This window comes from Cohnella rhizosphaerae (genome assembly GCF_029525575.1).
Lineage (GTDB): Bacteria > Bacillota > Bacilli > Paenibacillales > Paenibacillaceae > Cohnella > Cohnella rhizosphaerae.
Genome location: NZ_JAPDIA010000003.1, coordinates 1364316 through 1382056, shown reverse-complemented (window position 1 = coordinate 1382056; position 17741 = coordinate 1364316). Strand labels below are relative to the sequence as shown.

Sequence of the window (17741 nt, the reverse complement as noted above, 5' to 3'; positions counted from 1 at the left end):
TCAGCCTTGTTCGCCCGGATACTTAAGCCCCCCACGGCTCGCGAATCCGGTCGAGCGTCTCCATAATGCGCACCGTTTCGTCCACGGTCATGATCGCGCTCTCCTTGCGTCCCGCCCGCAGGCACTCCATCGCCTCGATCGCCTGATAGAAGTGGCCGGACGGCTCGAGCTCGTGCTTGAAGGCGACCGGCTCGGCTCCGTTCGCGTGCAGCGTCGCGGCCTTGGCTGCCAGGAAGTGCGGCACCTCGATCCGCCCCTTCGTGCCGTAGATGACGGCTTCGTTCGTCATGGACAGCCGCACCGAGCCGTGCAAGGAAGCCGTGCGACCGCCGCCGTATTCGCACAGCAGCGAGAACTGCTCGTCCACGCCCGTCTCGCCGATGACGACGGCGCTCTCGATTCTGGCGGGCTGCTCGCCGCCGAATACCATCGAAGCGAACGACACCGGATAGATGCCGGCGTCGAGCAGCGTACCGCCGCCTTTTTCCTTGTTAAGGAGCCGGCCCTCGGGATTCCAGCCCGCGTCGAAGCCGAACTCGGCCTTCACGATGCGCACGTCGCCGATGACGCCGCTGTCCAGCCATTCCCGCACCTTGGCGATCGCGGGCAAGTATCGCGTCCACATCGCCTCCATGAGGAAGAGGCCCTTCTCGCGCGCCAGCTCGGCGATCTCCCTGGCCTCGGCGGCGTTGATCGTGAACGGCTTCTCGCAGAGCACGGACTTGCCGCCGCGCAGCAGCGTCAGCGCGTTCTCCTTGTGAATCGGATGCAGCGTGCCGATATAGACGATCTCGACGTCCGGATCGGCCGCGAGCTCCTCGCAGCTGCCGTAAGCGCGCGGGATGCCGAACTTGTCGGCGAATGCCTGGGCCTTGTCCAACGAGCGTCCGGCGACGGCGACGAGTTGGCCGCCCGGCGCGTGCGGCAGCTCCGTGGCGAAGTTGTCCGAGATGCCCCCCGGCCCCATGATGCCCCACTTTACGATGCGTTGTTCCGCCATGATCGAGTCTCCTTTTCCAATCAGATAACTCTACCTTAACTGATTAAAGCCAAAATGCAAGCGATTAACCAAAAAATCAACGCGCGTTCACGAATGAGCAAAAGGAGCGGCGAGAGCACGCGTCTCCCGCAGCCCGACGATCCGAAACCTTGGCTTCGTTCAGGTCAACGAGACCGTCCGCTTCTCCTCATGAGCGCGCACGATCGCCTCAAGCACCCGCTGATTCGCGTAGCCCGCCTCGAAGCCGGGCAGGCCGGGTCCCGGCGAACCGGCGAGAAGCGCCGCGAAGTCCTCCCACTGATTGAGCCGCTCGCGCTGCGGCGACCTGCGCGTCTCCCGCACCAGCTCACCCGTCTCCGCGTCTACGCGAATCCATAAGACCTCCTCCGGCCGCTCCGTACTCGCCATCAGCGTGCCCTCGTCGCCGAAGATCGACACCTCCAGCTGATTGCCGGAGCCGACCGCATTGCGCGTCGTCTGAAACAAGCCTGCCGCAGCGTTGGTCATGAGCGATTGGAACGATACGAAATCGTCTACCTCCACTTTCCTCGCCTCGCCGGTGTGCGGGTCGAGCCGCTCGGGAACCAGCGTCTGCAGCCGCGCGGACAGCTCCTTGAACGGGCCGAACAAATAATGCGCCAGATCGACCATATGCGCGCCGAGATCGCCGAGCGTGCCCGTTCCCGTGACGCTGCGGTCGAAGCGCCAGACGTACGGCGTGTTGTAGACGGCCGCCCCCCAGCCCTGGAGATACTGAATCGAAAAGCTGCGCACGGCCCCGATCCGGCCCTCGTCAAGCATGCGCTTCGCCAACCGGAAAGCGGGCGTGTAGCGGTAGCTGAAGCCGATCATGGCCGGTACCGGATGCGACTCGTAGAGCGCTTGCAGCTCCTCGGCTTCTTCGAACGTGCGCGTGAACGGCTTTTCGGACAAAAACGGCTTGCCCGCAAGCAGACACAGCCGCATGACGTCCGCATGGAGCGCGTTCGGCGTGACGGACACGACGGCGCCTACCGTCTCGTCCGCGATGAGCCGGCTGTAATCCGTATAGCGGCGCTCGGGCGGAATGCCCAGCCTTTCTCCGACCTGGTCGAGCGCCGACGGCTGCACATCGCAGATGGCCGCGATGGCGATGCCTTCCAGCCTGCCGAGCCCTTCGATATGCGCCATCGCCATGCCGCCCAGGCCGATCACGCCGATTTTCCGAACGGTCGTCGTCTCTCTATTCCCGCGATCTTCTGCGGCGATGCCCGCCGGATCGTTTAATGAAAAAGCCGCCACTTCCGCTCATCTCCTCGTCTCATGTTCGTTTATTCTCCTCACAGTATAAAGCGTGTTAAACTGATGGAACATGTCACATCGAGACCTTCGCTTGTGAAAAAACGACTTTTGAAAAAAGGGGAGCGGACAAGCCTGTTCACGATACGCGCCGATCTTGCGCCGCGCATCCGTCTTCAGGGATTCATCTCTTACGGAACGCCCTGGCTTCATTTCAGACGGGTGACGGACGACTATATTTTTTACTTTGTCGAAAGCGGGGGAGCTGCACCTCGCCGAAGGAGACACGGTCTACCGACTGCGCCGCGGGGACGGCCTGCTGCTGGAGCCCGACATCTTGCACGAGGGGCTGGAGGCGCATGCCTGCGATTACTACTTCGTCCACTTCGCGCATGCCGACATCGTCCGGCTGACTTGCGAAGCGGAGGCTGCCGAGGCCAGGAGACTGCTGCTGCAGGAGGAGGCAGAATCGGCCGAGGACCCGCCCCGGGTCGTCATTCCCAAGCTGCTGTCGCTCGCCGGCAAGCCGCAGCTTCATCAGACGCTGGCCGACATGGACGCGCTGTGCCGGCTGGATATCGGCCGTCCCTACAGCCGCAGCCTGGCGGGGCTTAAGCTCTCGGAGCTGCTCGTCACGCTCGGCCGCCTGCAGCAGTCCGGGGCGCTTGGCGCAGAAGGCGGCGGTCTAGGCGCCAAGGCGCTGTCCAAGGCGAGCGCCGCGCTCGACTACATCCATCTGCACTATGCAAGACGTATCGCGGGAGAAGAATTGGCGCGCGTCTTCGATGTCAACTTCGATTATTTGAACCGCGTGTTCAAGCGGGCGACCGGTCTCCCGATCCACCGCTACCTGAACCGCGTCCGTATCGGACGGGCCAAGGAGCTGATCCGCGCCACGGCGCTGAGCTTCACGGAGATCGCAGACCGGACCGGTCTAGGCGATCCTTACTCCTTCAGCAAGACGTTCAAGAAATATGTCGGCATGACCCCCACCGAATACGCCGAACAAGCGAGAGGCGGCGAGTAGCCGCATTCGCGCACAGCATTTCCCGGCAGGCAAAAAAACGACCGGCCCCAGGCATCGCTGCGCAGGGCGGTCGTCACTCTTTTCGTACATGGAGAAGTGTCCGTCGGTTTTTTCCTAGATCAGCTCCGACTTCTGCAGCAGACGCTGCAGAAGCGCGGCAGTCTCTGCCTTGGTGACGGGAGCGCCCGGCACCAGAGCATCGCCGTCCCGGCCGACGACGACGCCGGAGGCGATCGCCAGGGCGATGCCGTCGCGCGCCCAGCCGGCGATCTTCGCCGAATCGCGGTAAGAACGGAGCGTCTCTGCGGCAGACGGCGCAGCGAGCTTGTCCGTAAGACCGGTGATCGCCATCGCGTTGGAGACGATCAAGATCGCTTCCTGGCGCGTCACGCCGGCTTCGGGACGGAAGCTGCCGTCGGCGAAGCCTTGGACGAGGCCGCGCGCATACGCCGCTTCGATCTCGCCCGCATGACGGTCTCCCGCCTTCAGGTCGTTGAAGGAGGACGAGCTCGCGGTGAAGGTCGGAAGACCGAGCGCCCGCACAAGACTCGCTACGAACTCGCCACGCGTCATGCTGCGGCTCGGATTGAATACGCCCTTGGCGTCCTCCACGACGATCAGCCGCGATGCCATATCGTTAACGGCATTTTCCGACCACTTGCCGGCCACATCGGCATATTGAAGCGGATGCCAGATGATGCCGTACAGACTGTTCGTCAAGCTGTTGATCTGCGCCCAGTAACGACCGTCGGACTGTACGACCGTCGTCGGCACGTGCCGGACAGAGCCGTCGGCTTCGAAGACGACCCCCGTCGTGATGCGCTTCGGATCTACGCCGGACGGTATCGCGATCGAACGCTCCACATAATCGGCAAACTCCTTGAGCTCGGCGGATTTGCCGCCGTATGCCGCGCTCGCGCTAAACTGCATCGGCTCGACGGCAAGCGTTGCGCCCGCTTCGCGGGCGGCTTGCTCGGCAGCTTGAACCGCGGCGGAGGAAGCCTTCGCGATCTCGATTCGGAGCTGGATGTCCTGCAGTCCGACCGCTTGCCCGAGCTGCGATTGAAGCGCGGCCAGATCGATCTCCCTGGCCGGGAACTTGTAAGAAGCGGTTGGCGTCTGAAGCTGCAGATAAGCAGCGCTGTATACCATTTGCTGAACCGATGCGCCCTCAAGCTGGCCGACGATCGTATCGGAGCCGGCTTTGACGGGAATCGTCACGACGGCGCCTGGACCGGCGGCGGTCAACTTGTCCGCCAGCTTTTTGGCATCGATGGCGATCTTCGTCACCGTTCGGCCGCCCTGCTCGACCGTCGTCGCGGTTCCCGCGCTCTCGGCTTTGCCGTTGACGAGGATATCCGCGGATTCGGTCTTCGTGCCGGCGCCTGTCTGCTGCGACGGTGTCGGCACATAGCGCGTCACGGTCAAGACGTCCGAGCTTGCGCTGACATTGCCGGCGGCGTCCGCAGCCTTGGCCGAGATCGTGTGCGAGCCTACGGATAAAGCCGTCTGTACCGTGTAGCTCCAGTTGCCGCCATCGTCTGCGATCACACCGACCTCAGCGCCGTCGATGTCGACGGTGACCGCGCTGTTCGGCTCTGCCGTGCCGCTGATGACGGGAAGCGCTTCGGTGAACGACGCGCGATCGACCGGCGCGACGATGGCCGGCGCCGCCGGAGGGGTGACGTCGACGACGAAACTTCTGGCTTCGGAGGCTTCGCTTAGATTGCCGGCCTGGTCCTTTGCCTTGACCGTGAACGTATGCATGTCTTCACTCAGATCGACGGACGGCCGGAAGCTCCAGTTGCCGGCGGCGTCCACAGTGGCGGCATAGTCCGTGTCGTCCAGCGTCACCGTTACCGCGCTGCCTGCCTCGGCCGTGCCCGAGAGCACCGGCCGCAGGCTGCCAAGCGCCGCGTTCGGCAGCGGAGCCGCGACCGCGGGCGCCGCAGGCGGCGTCTTGTCGATGGACAGCGGACCGGAGTAGGTGATGACGTTGCGGACCGGGGGCGTTCCGCCGTCGGCCTGCGTATGGTGAATGAGCTTGAGACGCAGCTTGTAGTCCTGACCGCTCGTCAGGCCATCGATCGTCGCCTCGAGATCGGCATTGTTGCTTCTCAGTTCGGTCAGATCGATCGCGGGACCCGCCGCCACCCATGCGTCGCCGACCTGCTTTTCGATGCGTACGAAGTCGGCCGCCTTCAGCAAAAGCTTGTTTTCGGCGTCGGTCGGAAAGGCCAGCTTGACCCAATCCCCGCCCTGGTCCACTACGCGCAGCAGCGACTGGAAGTAGCCGCCGAGCGGCGAATAACCGCCTTCGATCTCAACCTCGTCGTCCTGGTCCATCACGATGGTCAACCGCCCGACGCCGGGGATACCGCTGTCGACGAACGTATTGTTGTCCAGTATCGACTGAGAGATTTCCCATATGTTCTCATAGTCGTAGGGATCGGTGCAGTTGCCGTCGACTTCGCAGTCCTGAATCTCCTGGTCGGTCGGATATTGGAACGAAGGGCTGATGACCAGACGCCCGTTGACCGACAGCGCGCCGTTGCTGAACCCCGTCCATTTGCCCGTGATGCCGATCGAATCCGAATTGCCTTCGAACTTGTTGTCCTGGATCGTCACGGACGATTCGTAAAAGGAAATGAGGCCTAGTCCCGCGCTTCCGTAGCCCGGCTGGTTCGTGCTGTCGTAGCCGGTCATCGTGTTGTTCTCGATGTCGACGTTGCCGCCATAGGTATAAATGGCGTATTCATAGCCGTCAGCGTATTTAAGACGCCCCGGCTCGTTCGTTCCCGTAAAGTGATTGCCTTTAATATCGGCGTCGCCGTATACGCCGATCGCCTGGCGAAACGCGTTGCCTGCGCCGAACGTGCTGTCGGTAACGGTACCCGTCGCGCCGTTTTCAATCAAGATTCCGATACTGTTGCGATCTTCGTTTTTTCTGTCGGGGTCGGTCAAATAATCTCTGTTGTTGAAGAAGTTGTCCAGAGAAATACGGTCCGCCGTCAGCGTGCCGCCCGACTTGACGCCGATGACGTTGGAGAGCATCAGGCCGTCCTGACTGCGAAAATGAACGTCCCGCACGGTCAGTCCGCCCGTCCCTTCGATATAGAGCAACGAACTAAAGTTTGAATAAGCCATTCCGCCGACGGCAGACCGGATAAAGGTTACGTTGCTTACGCCGCCGGTTGCGATCACTTCAGCCCCTTGACCGTCGATCGTAACGTTGCGGCTGATCGTCGTGCCTTCCAGCTCATAGGTCCGGGTGCCGTCCAGATGAATGACCGATACGGCCGGCTCTGCCAGATAGCTCGCCAGCGCTTCCGAATCCTCCGCCGTCACCTCGCTTGGCGGGACGGCCAGCGCGGGCGCGAGACCCGCCAGCAGAGACAGCAGCATCATGCCCGCCAGCGCGCCGCTAAGCTTGCTCGTAAATCGGGTCTTGAGCAAAACGCTTCAACTCCTTTTCGTATGTAATCGATGCCCGATCTAGGATGCCGCTCCCTCTTGCCGCTTTTCTACTGCCGAATTCCGGCGACAAAATACGGAAATTCACTAGCGCTATCGTACCACCAAAAAAAACCGCCCGAATAGGCGGTTTTTGTCGAATATCAGAAAAAAAACGTGACTATAGAATCATTTTATAGCTCGCATACGAACACTAATGCGGCTATGTTTAGGTCCTGTCGGACGCCCGCGGAACCGCGCGTTAGCCGGACAAGATGCAATCGATCGCGAAGCTGCAGCCGAACTGCCGCGGCAGGCGTTCCGCATGCAGCCTGAGCCGGTATACCGTGATCGGCCGGCCGTCGTGCCTGTACGTATCGATCGCCTCCGTTCGGGCTTCGAACCGGGTTGCATCGAAGCGCAAGCATACCGTCCCGCGCTCCCCCCCGCCATACGGCTTCGCCCTCGCCGACGACGGGCTCGTACACGCTCATGAAATGCTCCGTGACGCTGTTCCCGTCTCCGCCTTCCGTCGGCAGGCTGAATTCGAACCTGTCCGTCAAGCTCAGCGAAGCCCGTCCGCTCATCGGATCGCAGCGCCATTCGAACCTGCGGAAAAAGGCGCCGAGCTGCGCTTCAGCGGGATAGGCCGCGGTCAGGTCCAGCTCGAACGCGACAAGCGCGCCGCCCGCATCCATTTCCTCGCCTGCAGACGATTCCCGATCCGCATCCGCGTTCGCCTCCGCGCTCACTTCCGCGACCGCTGCGCGATGCCGCTCTCCCGGCGCCTGCGTCAGGCCGTTGACCAGCGGAACCGAGTGGCCCTGGGAGCCGTTGTGGAGGAAGGAATAGCGCTGCTCGCCGAAATACGCGCGCGTGTAGACGCCGCCGCCGAGATCCGCGAGCAGCGTCTCCCCCTCCGGCGTGAACGATAAAGTGTCCCAAATCGTTATGGTTGTGCGCCTCGTGATTATGCCCCCCTTTCGCGGAGAAGGCGAGCAGGCCGCCCGGCGCGCTTCGCTTGGCGATCAGCCAGGCCGTGCTCGGGAAGTACCATGCCCGATCCGCAGCCGGGACGTTCATGCGCGCCGGGTCCGTCCACAACAGATTGCGAACCTGATGCGGCCAGCGGTAGCAGTGATCGGCATGAAACGAGGGCACCGCGGTCATCTCGGGCGGCGAGACGCCCAGCCTGTCGCACAGCCGGCTGATCAGGCCGGCGTTGGCGATCATCGACGGCTCGCAGTCCGAGTAATTGACGCACAGGGAACCGGAGAGGGATACGGCCGCCGGAAATTCCGCAATCCGCCTGATCTTGTCCGAACGCAGCAGGTCGATCGAGCCTCCTGTATATTCGCGGAGCATCTCCGCCCAATAGACGAAGTAGCCGAAGCCGTAATTCCAGTAGCCGGCTCCCTCGGAGCAGCAACCGTCTTCGCCGTAGCCCGCGAGGAAGCTCTCCATGGCGCTGACGATCCGGTGCTGCATGCCGGCCAGCATCTCGCGGTCGTCGACGAGGAGCAGCGCCGCCATGCCTGCGGCGCCGCCGCATACGGCGGCCCAGTTGTTGGTGACCGCCTCCCACAGAAAATGAGTCGATCGTTCGAACAACGGCCGGAATACGCGCCGCTCGACCTCCTCGCGGATCCGAAGCGCAACCCAGGGATGCAGGCGGTCGCCGACGAGGTACAGCGTCTCGGCGAGCGCATGCGCGGTCTCGGCCGCGAACAGGTCGACGGTTTGTTCGGGCGGCACGCTCCCCGCGAACGCCGCTCCCGTCCTCTCCGGCAGATGCGCGGGAATCGCCCATGTATATTCGCCGCAGATCTCCCAGATCGAATTTTCCAGCGCCTGAATATAGCGGCCGCAGCCGTCGCCACCGTCGCCCACGCTGCCATCCTTGCCATCTTTGCGCGCTTTGAGATCACCGCGTTCGTCTCTTCTGCCTCCCGTGTCGTCCAGCAGGACGGCCAGCGCGAGCGCGAGCAGCCTTCCCCTTCGTTCGAAGTAAGGCTTCTCGAATTCGATTCGCGTTCCCGCGGCGTCGAACCGGCTGAAGTCGCCGAACGACAGCGGCGGCACGGGCTCGCGCACCGCGCGCTGCGCCTCCTCCCGAATCTCCCGCAGGAGCGTCGCGAGATGAGGCGCTCTCTTCAGCGCCGCCAGCCTCTCGGGCGTGAACGCGCCTCCCGCGAGCGTATCCGGCTTCGGCCCTGCCGACAACAGCGCTTCCCGCAATTCGCGGTACAAGATCATTGCAATCCCCCCATGACGGTTAGAAGCCTGACTTCTGGAACTGCTTCGGCGTCAGGCCGTACTTTTCCTTGAAAATCCGGATAAAATGATTCGGCGATTGATAGCCGAGCAGCAGCGCGATCTCGCCGACCGAGCGGCCGTTCTCGCGGAGCAGCTCGGCAGCCTTCTCCAGCTTGCGGCCGGTGATGTACTCGATCAGCGTGACGCCGGCGCCCAGCTTGAACAGCCGGCTCAGATAATTGGGCGTCACGCCGATATGCTCCGCGATACGGTCGAGGCTGAGCTCGCCGCACAGATGCGCCTCGACATACGCCTTGACCCGCGCGTTCAGCTCGGTATCCGCGCCTTTGCGCTGCGCTTCGATCTCCCGGACCGCGAGATTGACCGCCTCCTCGATCCAGTCGGCGTACAGCCGGACGTTCGCAAGCCCTGCCGCGCGCTCCTTAATGTCGCAGCCGTACAGCTCCCGCGAACCGATGCCCAGCGACTTCAGCGTCTTGCCCAGCGCGGCGTCCAATTCGCCGAGCAGCTGCCTGGCGTAAGCCGCCGCGTACAAGCCGGACGAAGCCTCCTCGATCGCGGACCTGACAACCCGCAGCGCCTTGTCCTCGTCGGCTGCCCGCAGCGCGGCCGCCAGCTCGTCGGGGGCCTTCGCCGGTCCTCCGCCGTCCTTGCGCGACGGGATGCCGAGCGCATCGTACCGCACGACCCGCCGCTCCGGATAAAAGTAAGCGTAGGCAGCCGCCTCGCAAGCTTCGCGGTGGGAGACGGCCGGCGCCGTCTCCTCGATCGCGTACCGGCCGCCGAGACATAGACTGCAAGGTTCGTCGGCATGCCGCTCGACCTCCCCCTGAAGAACGCGCTCGTCCGCCTCGCCGTCCGGTTCGGCCCCGTTGACGATGCCGTAGATCGAACCCTCCGGCGAGACGACCGCCCATATTTTGCATGACAGGGAGCCGGCCGCCTCCAGCCGTTCGGCCATCCGGTAGGCGGCGGCCACGCCGCTGCGGCTCTCGCCATCCATGCCGCCGGCCATGTTCAGCACGAAGCAGAAGAAATACGGCTCGCGCAAATGCAGATCGAGAAACAGCCGCATATCGGCCGTCTGTCCGCCGGCGCCCGCCAGGCCCGTGCCCGTCAGCAGGCTCATGATGCCGTGATACTTGATGACGGGCTCGTGCTTCGCGAGCTGATCGTTCAGATCGTCGATTCGAAGAGAATACGCCCGAAGCGTAAGACCGATCGGCTTGTGCGCCCGCTTCGTCAGCATGTAGACGAGCGCGAGGCCGACCGCCAGCAGCGCGCCGCCCAGCGCGTACATGAGATTGCGGATATGCGCCGCGCGCTTGTAGAACACGCTTTTCTCCGCGATCGTCACGTAGCGCCAGTCGTTGATCTCCGAATCGGCGAAGGCGGCGACCGCCTCCTTGCCCTCCCACTTCACGCGTTCGATCGGCTGCTCCTCGTCCGTCTCGCGCGCGGGCTGCGGGAAACGGATGCCGGCCCGCCGGAATTCGTCTTCCTCGCGCGCGCTCGCGTTGCTCGAGATCAGCGCGCCGCCGCCGTCGACGACGAAGATCAAGCCGCCGCCCGGTGCCAGCGACTGCGCCAGCTTGCCTCGGATCGCGCTCTCCTTCAAATTAACGGCAAATACCGCCTTCCGTTTGTCGGGCGGCGCGAAGTACGGATAGTTCCGGACGTAGCTGACGAGCTTCTCCCGATCGGGGTTGTCCGCGGCGGCGATCGGATACCAGGCCACCTGCGTCCCGGCCTGTCCAAGCTGTTCGAGCCATCGTTCGCGGAAGCCGAGCTTGCACGCGGACTGGTCCATATAACAAAAAAACTTCGTGCCGTAAAAGAACACGTCGTTGTACCGGTAATAGATGTCGACCGACGCGGCGAACGAGAGCTGGGCCTCGATGGCCGACAGCGTCTCGGTCACGTCCGTCATGGACGAGTAGTCCCCGCGGATCGAATGAAGCATCGGGTGCAGCAGCGGCGGCTCCCCCCGTCGCCGACTCCGTCAGGCTGTGGTTCGCGGCCTCGACGGTCGGCTTCAGGAATTGTCCGTCGATCGCGCTTCGGATCTGCTTGACCGACTGGACGTTGAACTTGGCGAGCTCGCCGTTGTAGGCGGTGATCATATACTGAAAGGCGATGACCAGGGGGAGCGACGCCGATGACGAGAATCAGCAGCGAATTGAAGGCAAGAAGCCGCGTAAAGTAAGGTGTGCTTTTCCAGTTCCGCATCGGCGTTCGCCCTCCCGGCCGTTATTATTTGCCCAGCATTTTGTTGTACGCTTCGTTGACGTCCTTCTCGATCTCGTCGCCGCCGTTGGCCTTGAACTTGGCGACGAAGGCGTCGAAGCTCGATACCGGCTGCTCGCCGAGAATGATCTTGATGTACGTCTCGGTGGCGAGCTTATACAGATCGCCGGCATACTTGGCGTAGCTGTCCACCGCAGGCGCGATGACCGGCGGATAGCCCGTCGTTTTCTTGGAATCCGCGAATTTGTACAGATCCGCGTCCGCCTTTTTATCGAAGTCGGGGTTGTTCATGATGTTGAACACCTGGACTCCCTTCTTGGAAAAGTCGGCCACGCTAGTGGATTGGTTCAGGATGAGCACTTTGCCGCTGTCGTCGACCTTCTTCCAGTCCTCGCCTTCGTTGCCGCGCAGGACGGTCATATAATAGTCGTAATCCGTAAACGTCGTTTCGAGCATTTTCAGCAGCGTCTCGAGCTTGCGCGGGTCCTCGGCCGCCTTGTTCGTAATGCCGACGGCCGTGCTGTTCACGCCCCATTGCAGCGTGCCCGACTTGCCGGACGGTCCGACCGGGGGCTTGCCGAAGGTGAGCTTGCCGCCGGGCTGCGCCTTGATGAAGTTCTGGTACTGGCCCCCGCCCTGGTCTTCGCCGCCGAACAGCTCGTTGCGCCATTGGTAGAACATGCCGTTGCCGGTCAGGCCGATGCGGCCGTTGTACAGCGCTTGGGAATCGGCCCAATAGCCGCCGGTGTTCTCGCCCGTGACGAACTCGGGATCGATCAGCTCTTCCTTGTACCATTTGTTCAATACCGTAAGCGCGTCCTTCATCTCCGGCTGGATCGCCGCGAACGTGATCTTGCCGTCCTTCATGACGTAGCTGGCGTTGTTGCCCGGATAGCCGAAGGCGCCCATCACGAACGGTATGGCGAAGCTGGACAGCCCGTACGTGTCTTTTTTGCCGTCCTTGTCCGGATCGTCGTTGCGGAATTTAAGCAAGGCCGCCTCGAACTCGTCCAGCGTTTCGGGGATCTTCGTAATGCCGACATTGTCGAGCCAGTCCTGGCGCCAGAGGACGACGGTCGGATAGTCGCCCGCCAGATTGATGCTGGGCAGACCGTAGATTTTGCCGTCGTACTTGACCGCGTTCCACAGGTTCGGATCGTACTTGTCGATCGTCGCGGCGTACGTCGGCGCGAGCTCGCGGATTTTCTCCTCCGGAATCGGGGCGAGGATGCCGTTGTCGACGTACTTCGGGATCTGCTCGCGGATCTGCAGCACGTCCGGCATCTCGCCAGCCGCGAACTTGACGTTCAGCTGATCGACCCACTTCTGATTGTCGACGTACCAGACGTTGAACTTCGCGTTGAACTTCTTCTCGACCATCTGCACGAGCGGCGCGTTCGCGTCCGGCTGGCCGTACGAGTTGTAGGCGAGCCAATCCAGCGTGACCGGCGGCTCGGCTGTTGCCGAAGGCTTGGCGCTCTCCGAGCCCTTCGCCCCCGCCGATCCGCTTGCCGACGCTCCTCCGTTTTCGTTTTTGCCCGAGCACGCGGCCATCAGCGCTGCCAGCATCGTGACCAGCAGGATGACGGCGACCGCCCTCTTTTTCGTTTTCGTTGCCATCTTCATTCCTCCTAAAGTATGGATATCGTTAACCCGGACGAACCGGTGATTAACCTTTGACGGAGCCGAGCAGCGTCCCCTTGACGAAGTATTTCTGAAGAAAGGGATAGACGCACATGATCGGCAGCATCGTGACGACCAGCGCCGCCATCTTCATCGCCTGGCTGTTGGTCGGCGCGTTCATCGAATCGGCCGCGCCCGTCGTAGAGGGGTCTGCCGTGCCGTCGATGATGATCTTGCGCAGGATCAGCTGGAGCACCTGCTTTTTCTCGTTTTGAATGTAGAGCATGGAGTCGAACCAGGCGTTCCAGTGATCGACGGCGGCGTACAGCGCGACGGTGGCCAATATCGGCATCGAGAGCGGCACGACGATTTTCCAAAGAATGTACAGGTCGTTCGCGCCGTCGATCTTCGCCGACTCCTCGAGACTCTCGGGCAGCGCGGCGATAAAGTTGCGCACGATCAGCAGCATGAAGGCGCTGACCGCGCCGGGAAGCACAAGCGACCATACGGTGTTCATCAAGCCGATATTTTTGACGAGCATATAGCTCGGGATGAGCCCGCCGGAGAAAAACATCGTAAGGACGACGAAGCCGGTCCAGAAGGCGCGATTCGGGAGCTGGCGCTTCGACAGCGGATAGGCGCCCAGGAAGGTCATGACGATCGTGATGCCCGTCCCGAGAATCGTGCGGACGAGCGTATTCTGATAGCCCGTCCAGATGGTCTCTTTGTGGAACACTTGGCGGTAGCCGCTGAAGTCGAACGCGGTCGGGATAAAGTGGAAGCCGTACCGGTTGACGACGTTCAGCGGGCTGACGGAGATCGTCAGCACCTGCATCATCGGGAGGACGATCGTGAGCGCCAGCCCCGTGAGCAGCGCGTAGACGACCAGGCTGAACAAGCGGTCGGACATTCGCCGTTGCTTCATGCGGGTTCCTCCTTTCTAGAGGATGGTATTGTCGCTGAATCTGCGGGCGATGAAGTTCGCGGACAGCACCGCGACGAGCGCCGCCACGTTTTTGAACAAACCGACCGCCGCCGCATAGCTGTAGTTCATTTTGGCGATCCCTTCGGAATACGTGTAGGTGGAGATGACATCGCCTACGCTGCTCACGTTCGCGTTGATCAGATTAAAGATCTGGTCGAAGTCGTCGTTGATGATCGACCCCGAGGTCAGGATAAGCATGATGACGATGACCGGCGCGATCGACGGCAAGGTGATGTAGTACATTTTCTGCAGCCGGCCGATGCCGTCCACCTCCGCAGCCTCGTACATATCGCCGCTGATGCCCGCGATGGCGGCCAGATAGATGATCGCGGAGAAGCCGACGTTTTTCCATACCGCGGTGCTGACGAGCACGGTCCGGAACCAGTCCGTATCGGCGAGGAAAAAGACAGGCTTCATCCCGAGCTCCATCAGCGCGATGTTGATCGGTCCCCGGCTCGGCGACAGCGCTTCGATCACGATGCCGGACAGCACGATCCAGGACAGGAAGTGCGGCAGGTAGCTGATCGTCTGCACGATCCGCTTGAAGGCCGGACGCATCACCTCGTTGATGAGCAGCGCCAGCACGATCGGCGCCGGAAAGCCGAACAGCAGCTTGTAGGCGTTGATGATAAGCGTGTTTTTGAGCACCGGCACGAAGTAGAGGCCCGAGAACAGCTCCCTGAAGTGCTTCATCCCCACGAACTCGCTGCCGGATATGCCCTTCAGCACTCTAAAATCCTGAAAGGCCATCAGCACGCCGTAGATCGGCGCATAGTGGAACAGCGCGAAGTACGCGACGACCGGCAGCAGCATCAGAAAAAAATAACGGTAGGCATAATAACGCCTGATCACGGACGCATTCCTCCTTTCTTCCGTTGTAAGCGGTTTCGGTTGCCGCGAATCCAACTTACATCGCCCTTCAAGGCCGTGACAATGACGCATTTCTATAAAGAATGGCGATTATTTATCGCTTTGCCGGATCTGTTCAAAATGGCGATTTCTTATAAAATCGCTATTTTTGCAGGTCCGCTGTCGCGCGCGCCATGCGATTGCCGTCGTCGGTTAAAACGGCCAAGCCGAGGGCTTGATCTTCTCTCCATAACGTCGAACGTAGAAGTGCCTAAGCGCAGTTGCTTTCACCGTTCGCGCGGCTCTTGCAAATAAGTCGATCCAAGCGTCGCTGCTTCACGGTCGTCCCATGTAGGAACAAATCCGCTCGCTCCGGGCGTCGCTGCGTCTCGGCAGTCCCATTTAGGAACAAATCCGCTCGCTCCGGGCGTCTCTGCGTCTCGGTCGTCCCATGTAGGAACAAATCCGCTCGCTCCAGGCGTCGCTGCGTCTCGGTCGTCCCATATAGGAACAAATCCGCTCGCTCCAAGCGTCGCTGCGTCTCGGTCGTCCCATGTAGGAACAAATCCGCTCGCTCCAGGCGTCGCTGCGTCACGGTCGTCCCATATAGGAACAAATCCGCTCGCTCCAGGCGTCGCTGCGTCTCGGCAGTCCCATGTAGGAACAAATCCGCTCGCTCCAGGCGTCGCTGCGTCTCGGCAGTCCCATGTAGGAACAAATCCGCTCGCTCCAGGCGTCGCTGCTTCACGGTAGTCCCATATAGGAACAAATCCGCTCGCTCCCGGCGTCGCTGCTTCACGGTCGTCCCATGTAGGAACAAATCCGCTCGCTCCAGGCGTCGCTGCTTCACGGTCGTCCCATTTAGGAACAAATCCGCTCGCTCCGGGCGTCGCTGCGTCTCGGCAGTCCCATGTAATTAAGAAAGGGTGAAGTCTGAGCTTCGCCCCGAAAGTCATACCTTCTGATCGGTTAAAAAGAAACGGGAAGCCGGCTCGCCGGCGTTCCCGTCGCATGAAACCTCAAAATTGAAGCGCGACCATCTGATGGCCGTTCAGCTCGGGCACCCGGAAGGCGACGATGAACGCGTCGTCTCCGTCCGTCTGCCGGCAATCGAACGGAATCGGCGTCCGTCCGGGCGCCAGGTATACCTCCGCAGGCACCCGGCCGCAGCGGACCGATACCGATACGCCGTACAAAGGAACGATATCCTCGATAATCTCGATGCCTTGGCCGCGCTTGACCGGCGAAGCGTAAAGGAGATGAACGACGCTGCGGTCGAAAGCTTCCTGCCGCTGGACCGTGACGACGCCCTGCGCAGGCAGGTCGGTCTCCAGCGTCTTGCGCGGGAGCAGCCGGTCGAGAGCGTACCGGACGATCGCCTTCGATACGTAGCTGCCGACGGTCGCGTACTCCTCGAAGATCGGCCAGCTTACGTAGATGCCGTTGTCCGATTCGACGATGCCGGGTCCGGCGTCGGCCGGCGAATTCGGAAAATGCTGATGCGAGCAGTAGGCGAACAAGTCGCGGTTGTAGTACGGGTTCTCGATATGTCCGAGCGTCGTCCCCCCGGTCAGCTCGACCAGTTCGCTGCGGGCGTAAAAGACGCAGGACGCGCGCCCGAGGCCGGGCAGCGGGAAGTCCGGGCGAACGTAAGCGGGGCGGTACGGATTGTCCCCTATCCATCGGATGCCGAGGTCGATCGCGAACCGGTCGCCTTCCTCCGCCAGTCCCGACTTGCCCGTCGCCAGCACCTTGCCGCCTGCGGCGAGAAAGCGCTCGAGCTTGCCTTGCAGCCGTGGTCCGACGGGGATAGCGTCCGGCAGGACGAGCACTTTGTAGCGGCCGAAGTCTTCCTCCGTATCGACGACGTCGAACAGATACTTGCCTTCCAGCAGCATCCGCACGGCACCGGTATCGGACCCGTTGCCCAGGAACCCGGTGTCCGCGTCCGATACCGCTTCGACCGACAGCACGGCGATGTCCGCGACGCTGGAGGCGCCTGCGCACCAGGCTTCCTTCTGCGCCACCTCGCCGTAGACGCTGCCGATCAGCCGATAGGTCGCTTCGTCCATCAGGCCGAGCGGATGAAGCTGATCGCCGACGGAGCAGCGCGCGCCGTTCGCCAGGGAGAGGGCCGTCTCGTAGCGCAGCGCGTTCGGATGCTTGAAGCCGCCGAACTCTCCCCAGTGCGTATGGAACTTCCCGGTCATACCCAGAAAGTCCATGCCGAAGCTTTGCACGTACCGTGCGGACAGCGGGAAATGATCGTAGCCGTAGCCGCCGGTCGGCAGCGACTCCAGCTCCAGATGCGCGTTCATCCGGATCAGATCCCGCCTGCCGCGGCGGATGTGGCCGCCGTTGTGGAACACGCCGAGCTCCGGCTTGATGCGGCGGACCGCTTCGTTGACCCGGCCCGTATAGTCGGCATACACCCGCTTGCCCAGCTCCCGCACCGCATCCGCGTCCCGGGGGTCTTGCCCTTCCCCGCGAAGCGCGGCGATGCAGTGGTGGCAGTAGCACATCTTCTCTCCGACGATGTCGAGGAACAGCCCGTCGGCGTCGTTGGCCGCGACGACCTCCTCGATCTGGCGGATCAGCGCGTCCAAATACGGCGAGTTCATGCACAGCAGGCGATAAAACGGCTGCAGGTAGTCCTGCCGGGTCGGACTCAGGCCGGCGGCGTCGCGAACGAGCCATTCCGGATGCGCTTCCGCGAGCCGTTCGTCCAGCCCGGCGGACACGTAGACGGGCGTTCTGACGCCGATCTCGCGGGCGGCCTCGATCATGGCTCCGAGCAGATCGAAGTCCAGGCCCGGGTGCATCGCGCCTGCCGTCGTAGGGTGGTACGACCAGCCGTGGTGGCATTTGGCGAACAGCGTGACCGAGTCCACGTGGCCAAGCGTCAGCATTTCCTGAAACTGCGATTTGGAAAAACGGCTGCCGATCTGCTGCAGCAGCTCCGAATTGTGAAAGTCCAAGTGTACCTGTCTGAAGCGCATGTC

The 17741-nt window shown here is 62.2% G+C and carries 11 protein-coding genes; 1 reads left to right on the top strand and 10 read right to left on the bottom strand.

Annotated elements, in window-relative coordinates:
* Positions 1-22: 22 nt before the first annotated feature.
* Positions 23-1000: a Gfo/Idh/MocA family protein gene (locus OMP40_RS11920; protein ID WP_277531561.1), complete on the bottom strand. Its 978-nt coding sequence runs from the start codon at positions 998-1000 to the stop codon at positions 23-25.
* A gap of 159 nt (positions 1001-1159) precedes the next feature.
* Positions 1160-2281 carry a Gfo/Idh/MocA family protein gene (locus OMP40_RS11915; RefSeq protein WP_277531559.1) on the bottom strand — a complete coding sequence of 374 codons (1122 nt, stop codon included), beginning with the start codon at positions 2279-2281 and terminating at the stop codon, positions 1160-1162.
* A 244-nt stretch (positions 2282-2525) separates the two neighbouring features.
* Here OMP40_RS11915 and OMP40_RS11910 point away from each other — a divergent pair, with 244 nt between their 5' ends.
* Positions 2526-3305, top strand: coding sequence for a helix-turn-helix transcriptional regulator (locus OMP40_RS11910; protein ID WP_277531558.1), 780 nt, complete (start codon positions 2526-2528; stop codon positions 3303-3305).
* Between the two features lie 114 nt (positions 3306-3419).
* Here OMP40_RS11910 and OMP40_RS11905 read toward each other — a convergent pair whose 3' ends face one another.
* The 8 genes from OMP40_RS11905 to OMP40_RS11870 all read right to left on the bottom strand — a co-directional run bounded on the left by OMP40_RS11905 (position 3420) and on the right by OMP40_RS11870 (position 17738).
* Complete coding sequence (locus tag OMP40_RS11905; protein WP_277531556.1) at positions 3420-6761, bottom strand: S-layer homology domain-containing protein; 3342 nt, start codon at positions 6759-6761, stop codon at positions 3420-3422.
* A 191-nt stretch (positions 6762-6952) separates the two neighbouring features.
* On the bottom strand, positions 6953-7456 hold the full coding sequence (locus tag OMP40_RS11900) for a hypothetical protein (RefSeq protein ID WP_277531555.1): 504 nt from the start codon (positions 7454-7456) through the stop codon (positions 6953-6955).
* Positions 7395-9008 carry a hypothetical protein gene (locus tag OMP40_RS11895; protein ID WP_277531554.1) on the bottom strand — a complete coding sequence of 538 codons (1614 nt, stop codon included), beginning with the start codon at positions 9006-9008 and terminating at the stop codon, positions 7395-7397. Before OMP40_RS11895 ends, OMP40_RS11900 begins: the two co-directional genes overlap by 62 nt.
* Positions 9009-9033: 25 nt before the next feature.
* Positions 9034-10998 (bottom strand): AraC family transcriptional regulator, encoded by a 1965-nt coding sequence (locus tag OMP40_RS11890; protein ID WP_277531553.1) that lies wholly within the window; start codon positions 10996-10998, stop codon positions 9034-9036.
* 290 nt (positions 10999-11288) lie between these two features.
* Positions 11289-12902, bottom strand: a complete 1614-nt coding sequence (locus tag OMP40_RS11885) for a type 2 periplasmic-binding domain-containing protein (protein WP_277531552.1) — start codon at positions 12900-12902, stop codon at positions 11289-11291.
* A gap of 49 nt (positions 12903-12951) precedes the next feature.
* Positions 12952-13830: a carbohydrate ABC transporter permease gene (locus OMP40_RS11880; RefSeq protein WP_277531550.1), complete on the bottom strand. Its 879-nt coding sequence runs from the start codon at positions 13828-13830 to the stop codon at positions 12952-12954.
* A 15-nt stretch (positions 13831-13845) separates the two neighbouring features.
* Entirely contained in the window at positions 13846-14742 is an 897-nt protein-coding gene (locus OMP40_RS11875; RefSeq protein WP_277531548.1) for an ABC transporter permease, read from the bottom strand.
* A gap of 1016 nt (positions 14743-15758) precedes the next feature.
* The gene (locus OMP40_RS11870; protein WP_277531546.1) at positions 15759-17738 is read right to left on the bottom strand and encodes an alpha-amylase family protein; all 1980 of its coding nucleotides are present in this window, start codon (positions 17736-17738) and stop codon (positions 15759-15761) included.
* Positions 17739-17741: the final 3 nt, after the last annotated feature.

Excerpts from the sequence above, each read along its gene's own strand:
- OMP40_RS11920 (WP_277531561.1), bottom strand. The coding sequence starts at position 1,000 with ATGGCGGAACAACGCATCGTAAAGTGGGGCATCATGGGGCCGGGGGGC.
- OMP40_RS11900 (WP_277531555.1), bottom strand. The coding sequence starts at position 7,456 with ATGGATGCGGGCGGCGCGCTTGTCGCGTTCGAGCTGGACCTGACCGCG.
- OMP40_RS11890 (WP_277531553.1), bottom strand. The coding sequence starts at position 10,998 with ATGCTTCATTCGATCCGCGGGGACTACTCGTCCATGACGGACGTGACC.
- OMP40_RS11885 (WP_277531552.1), bottom strand. The coding sequence starts at position 12,902 with ATGGCAACGAAAACGAAAAAGAGGGCGGTCGCCGTCATCCTGCTGGTC.
- OMP40_RS11880 (WP_277531550.1), bottom strand. The coding sequence starts at position 13,830 with ATGAAGCAACGGCGAATGTCCGACCGCTTGTTCAGCCTGGTCGTCTAC.
- OMP40_RS11870 (WP_277531546.1), bottom strand. The coding sequence starts at position 17,738 with ATGCGCTTCAGACAGGTACACTTGGACTTTCACAATTCGGAGCTGCTG.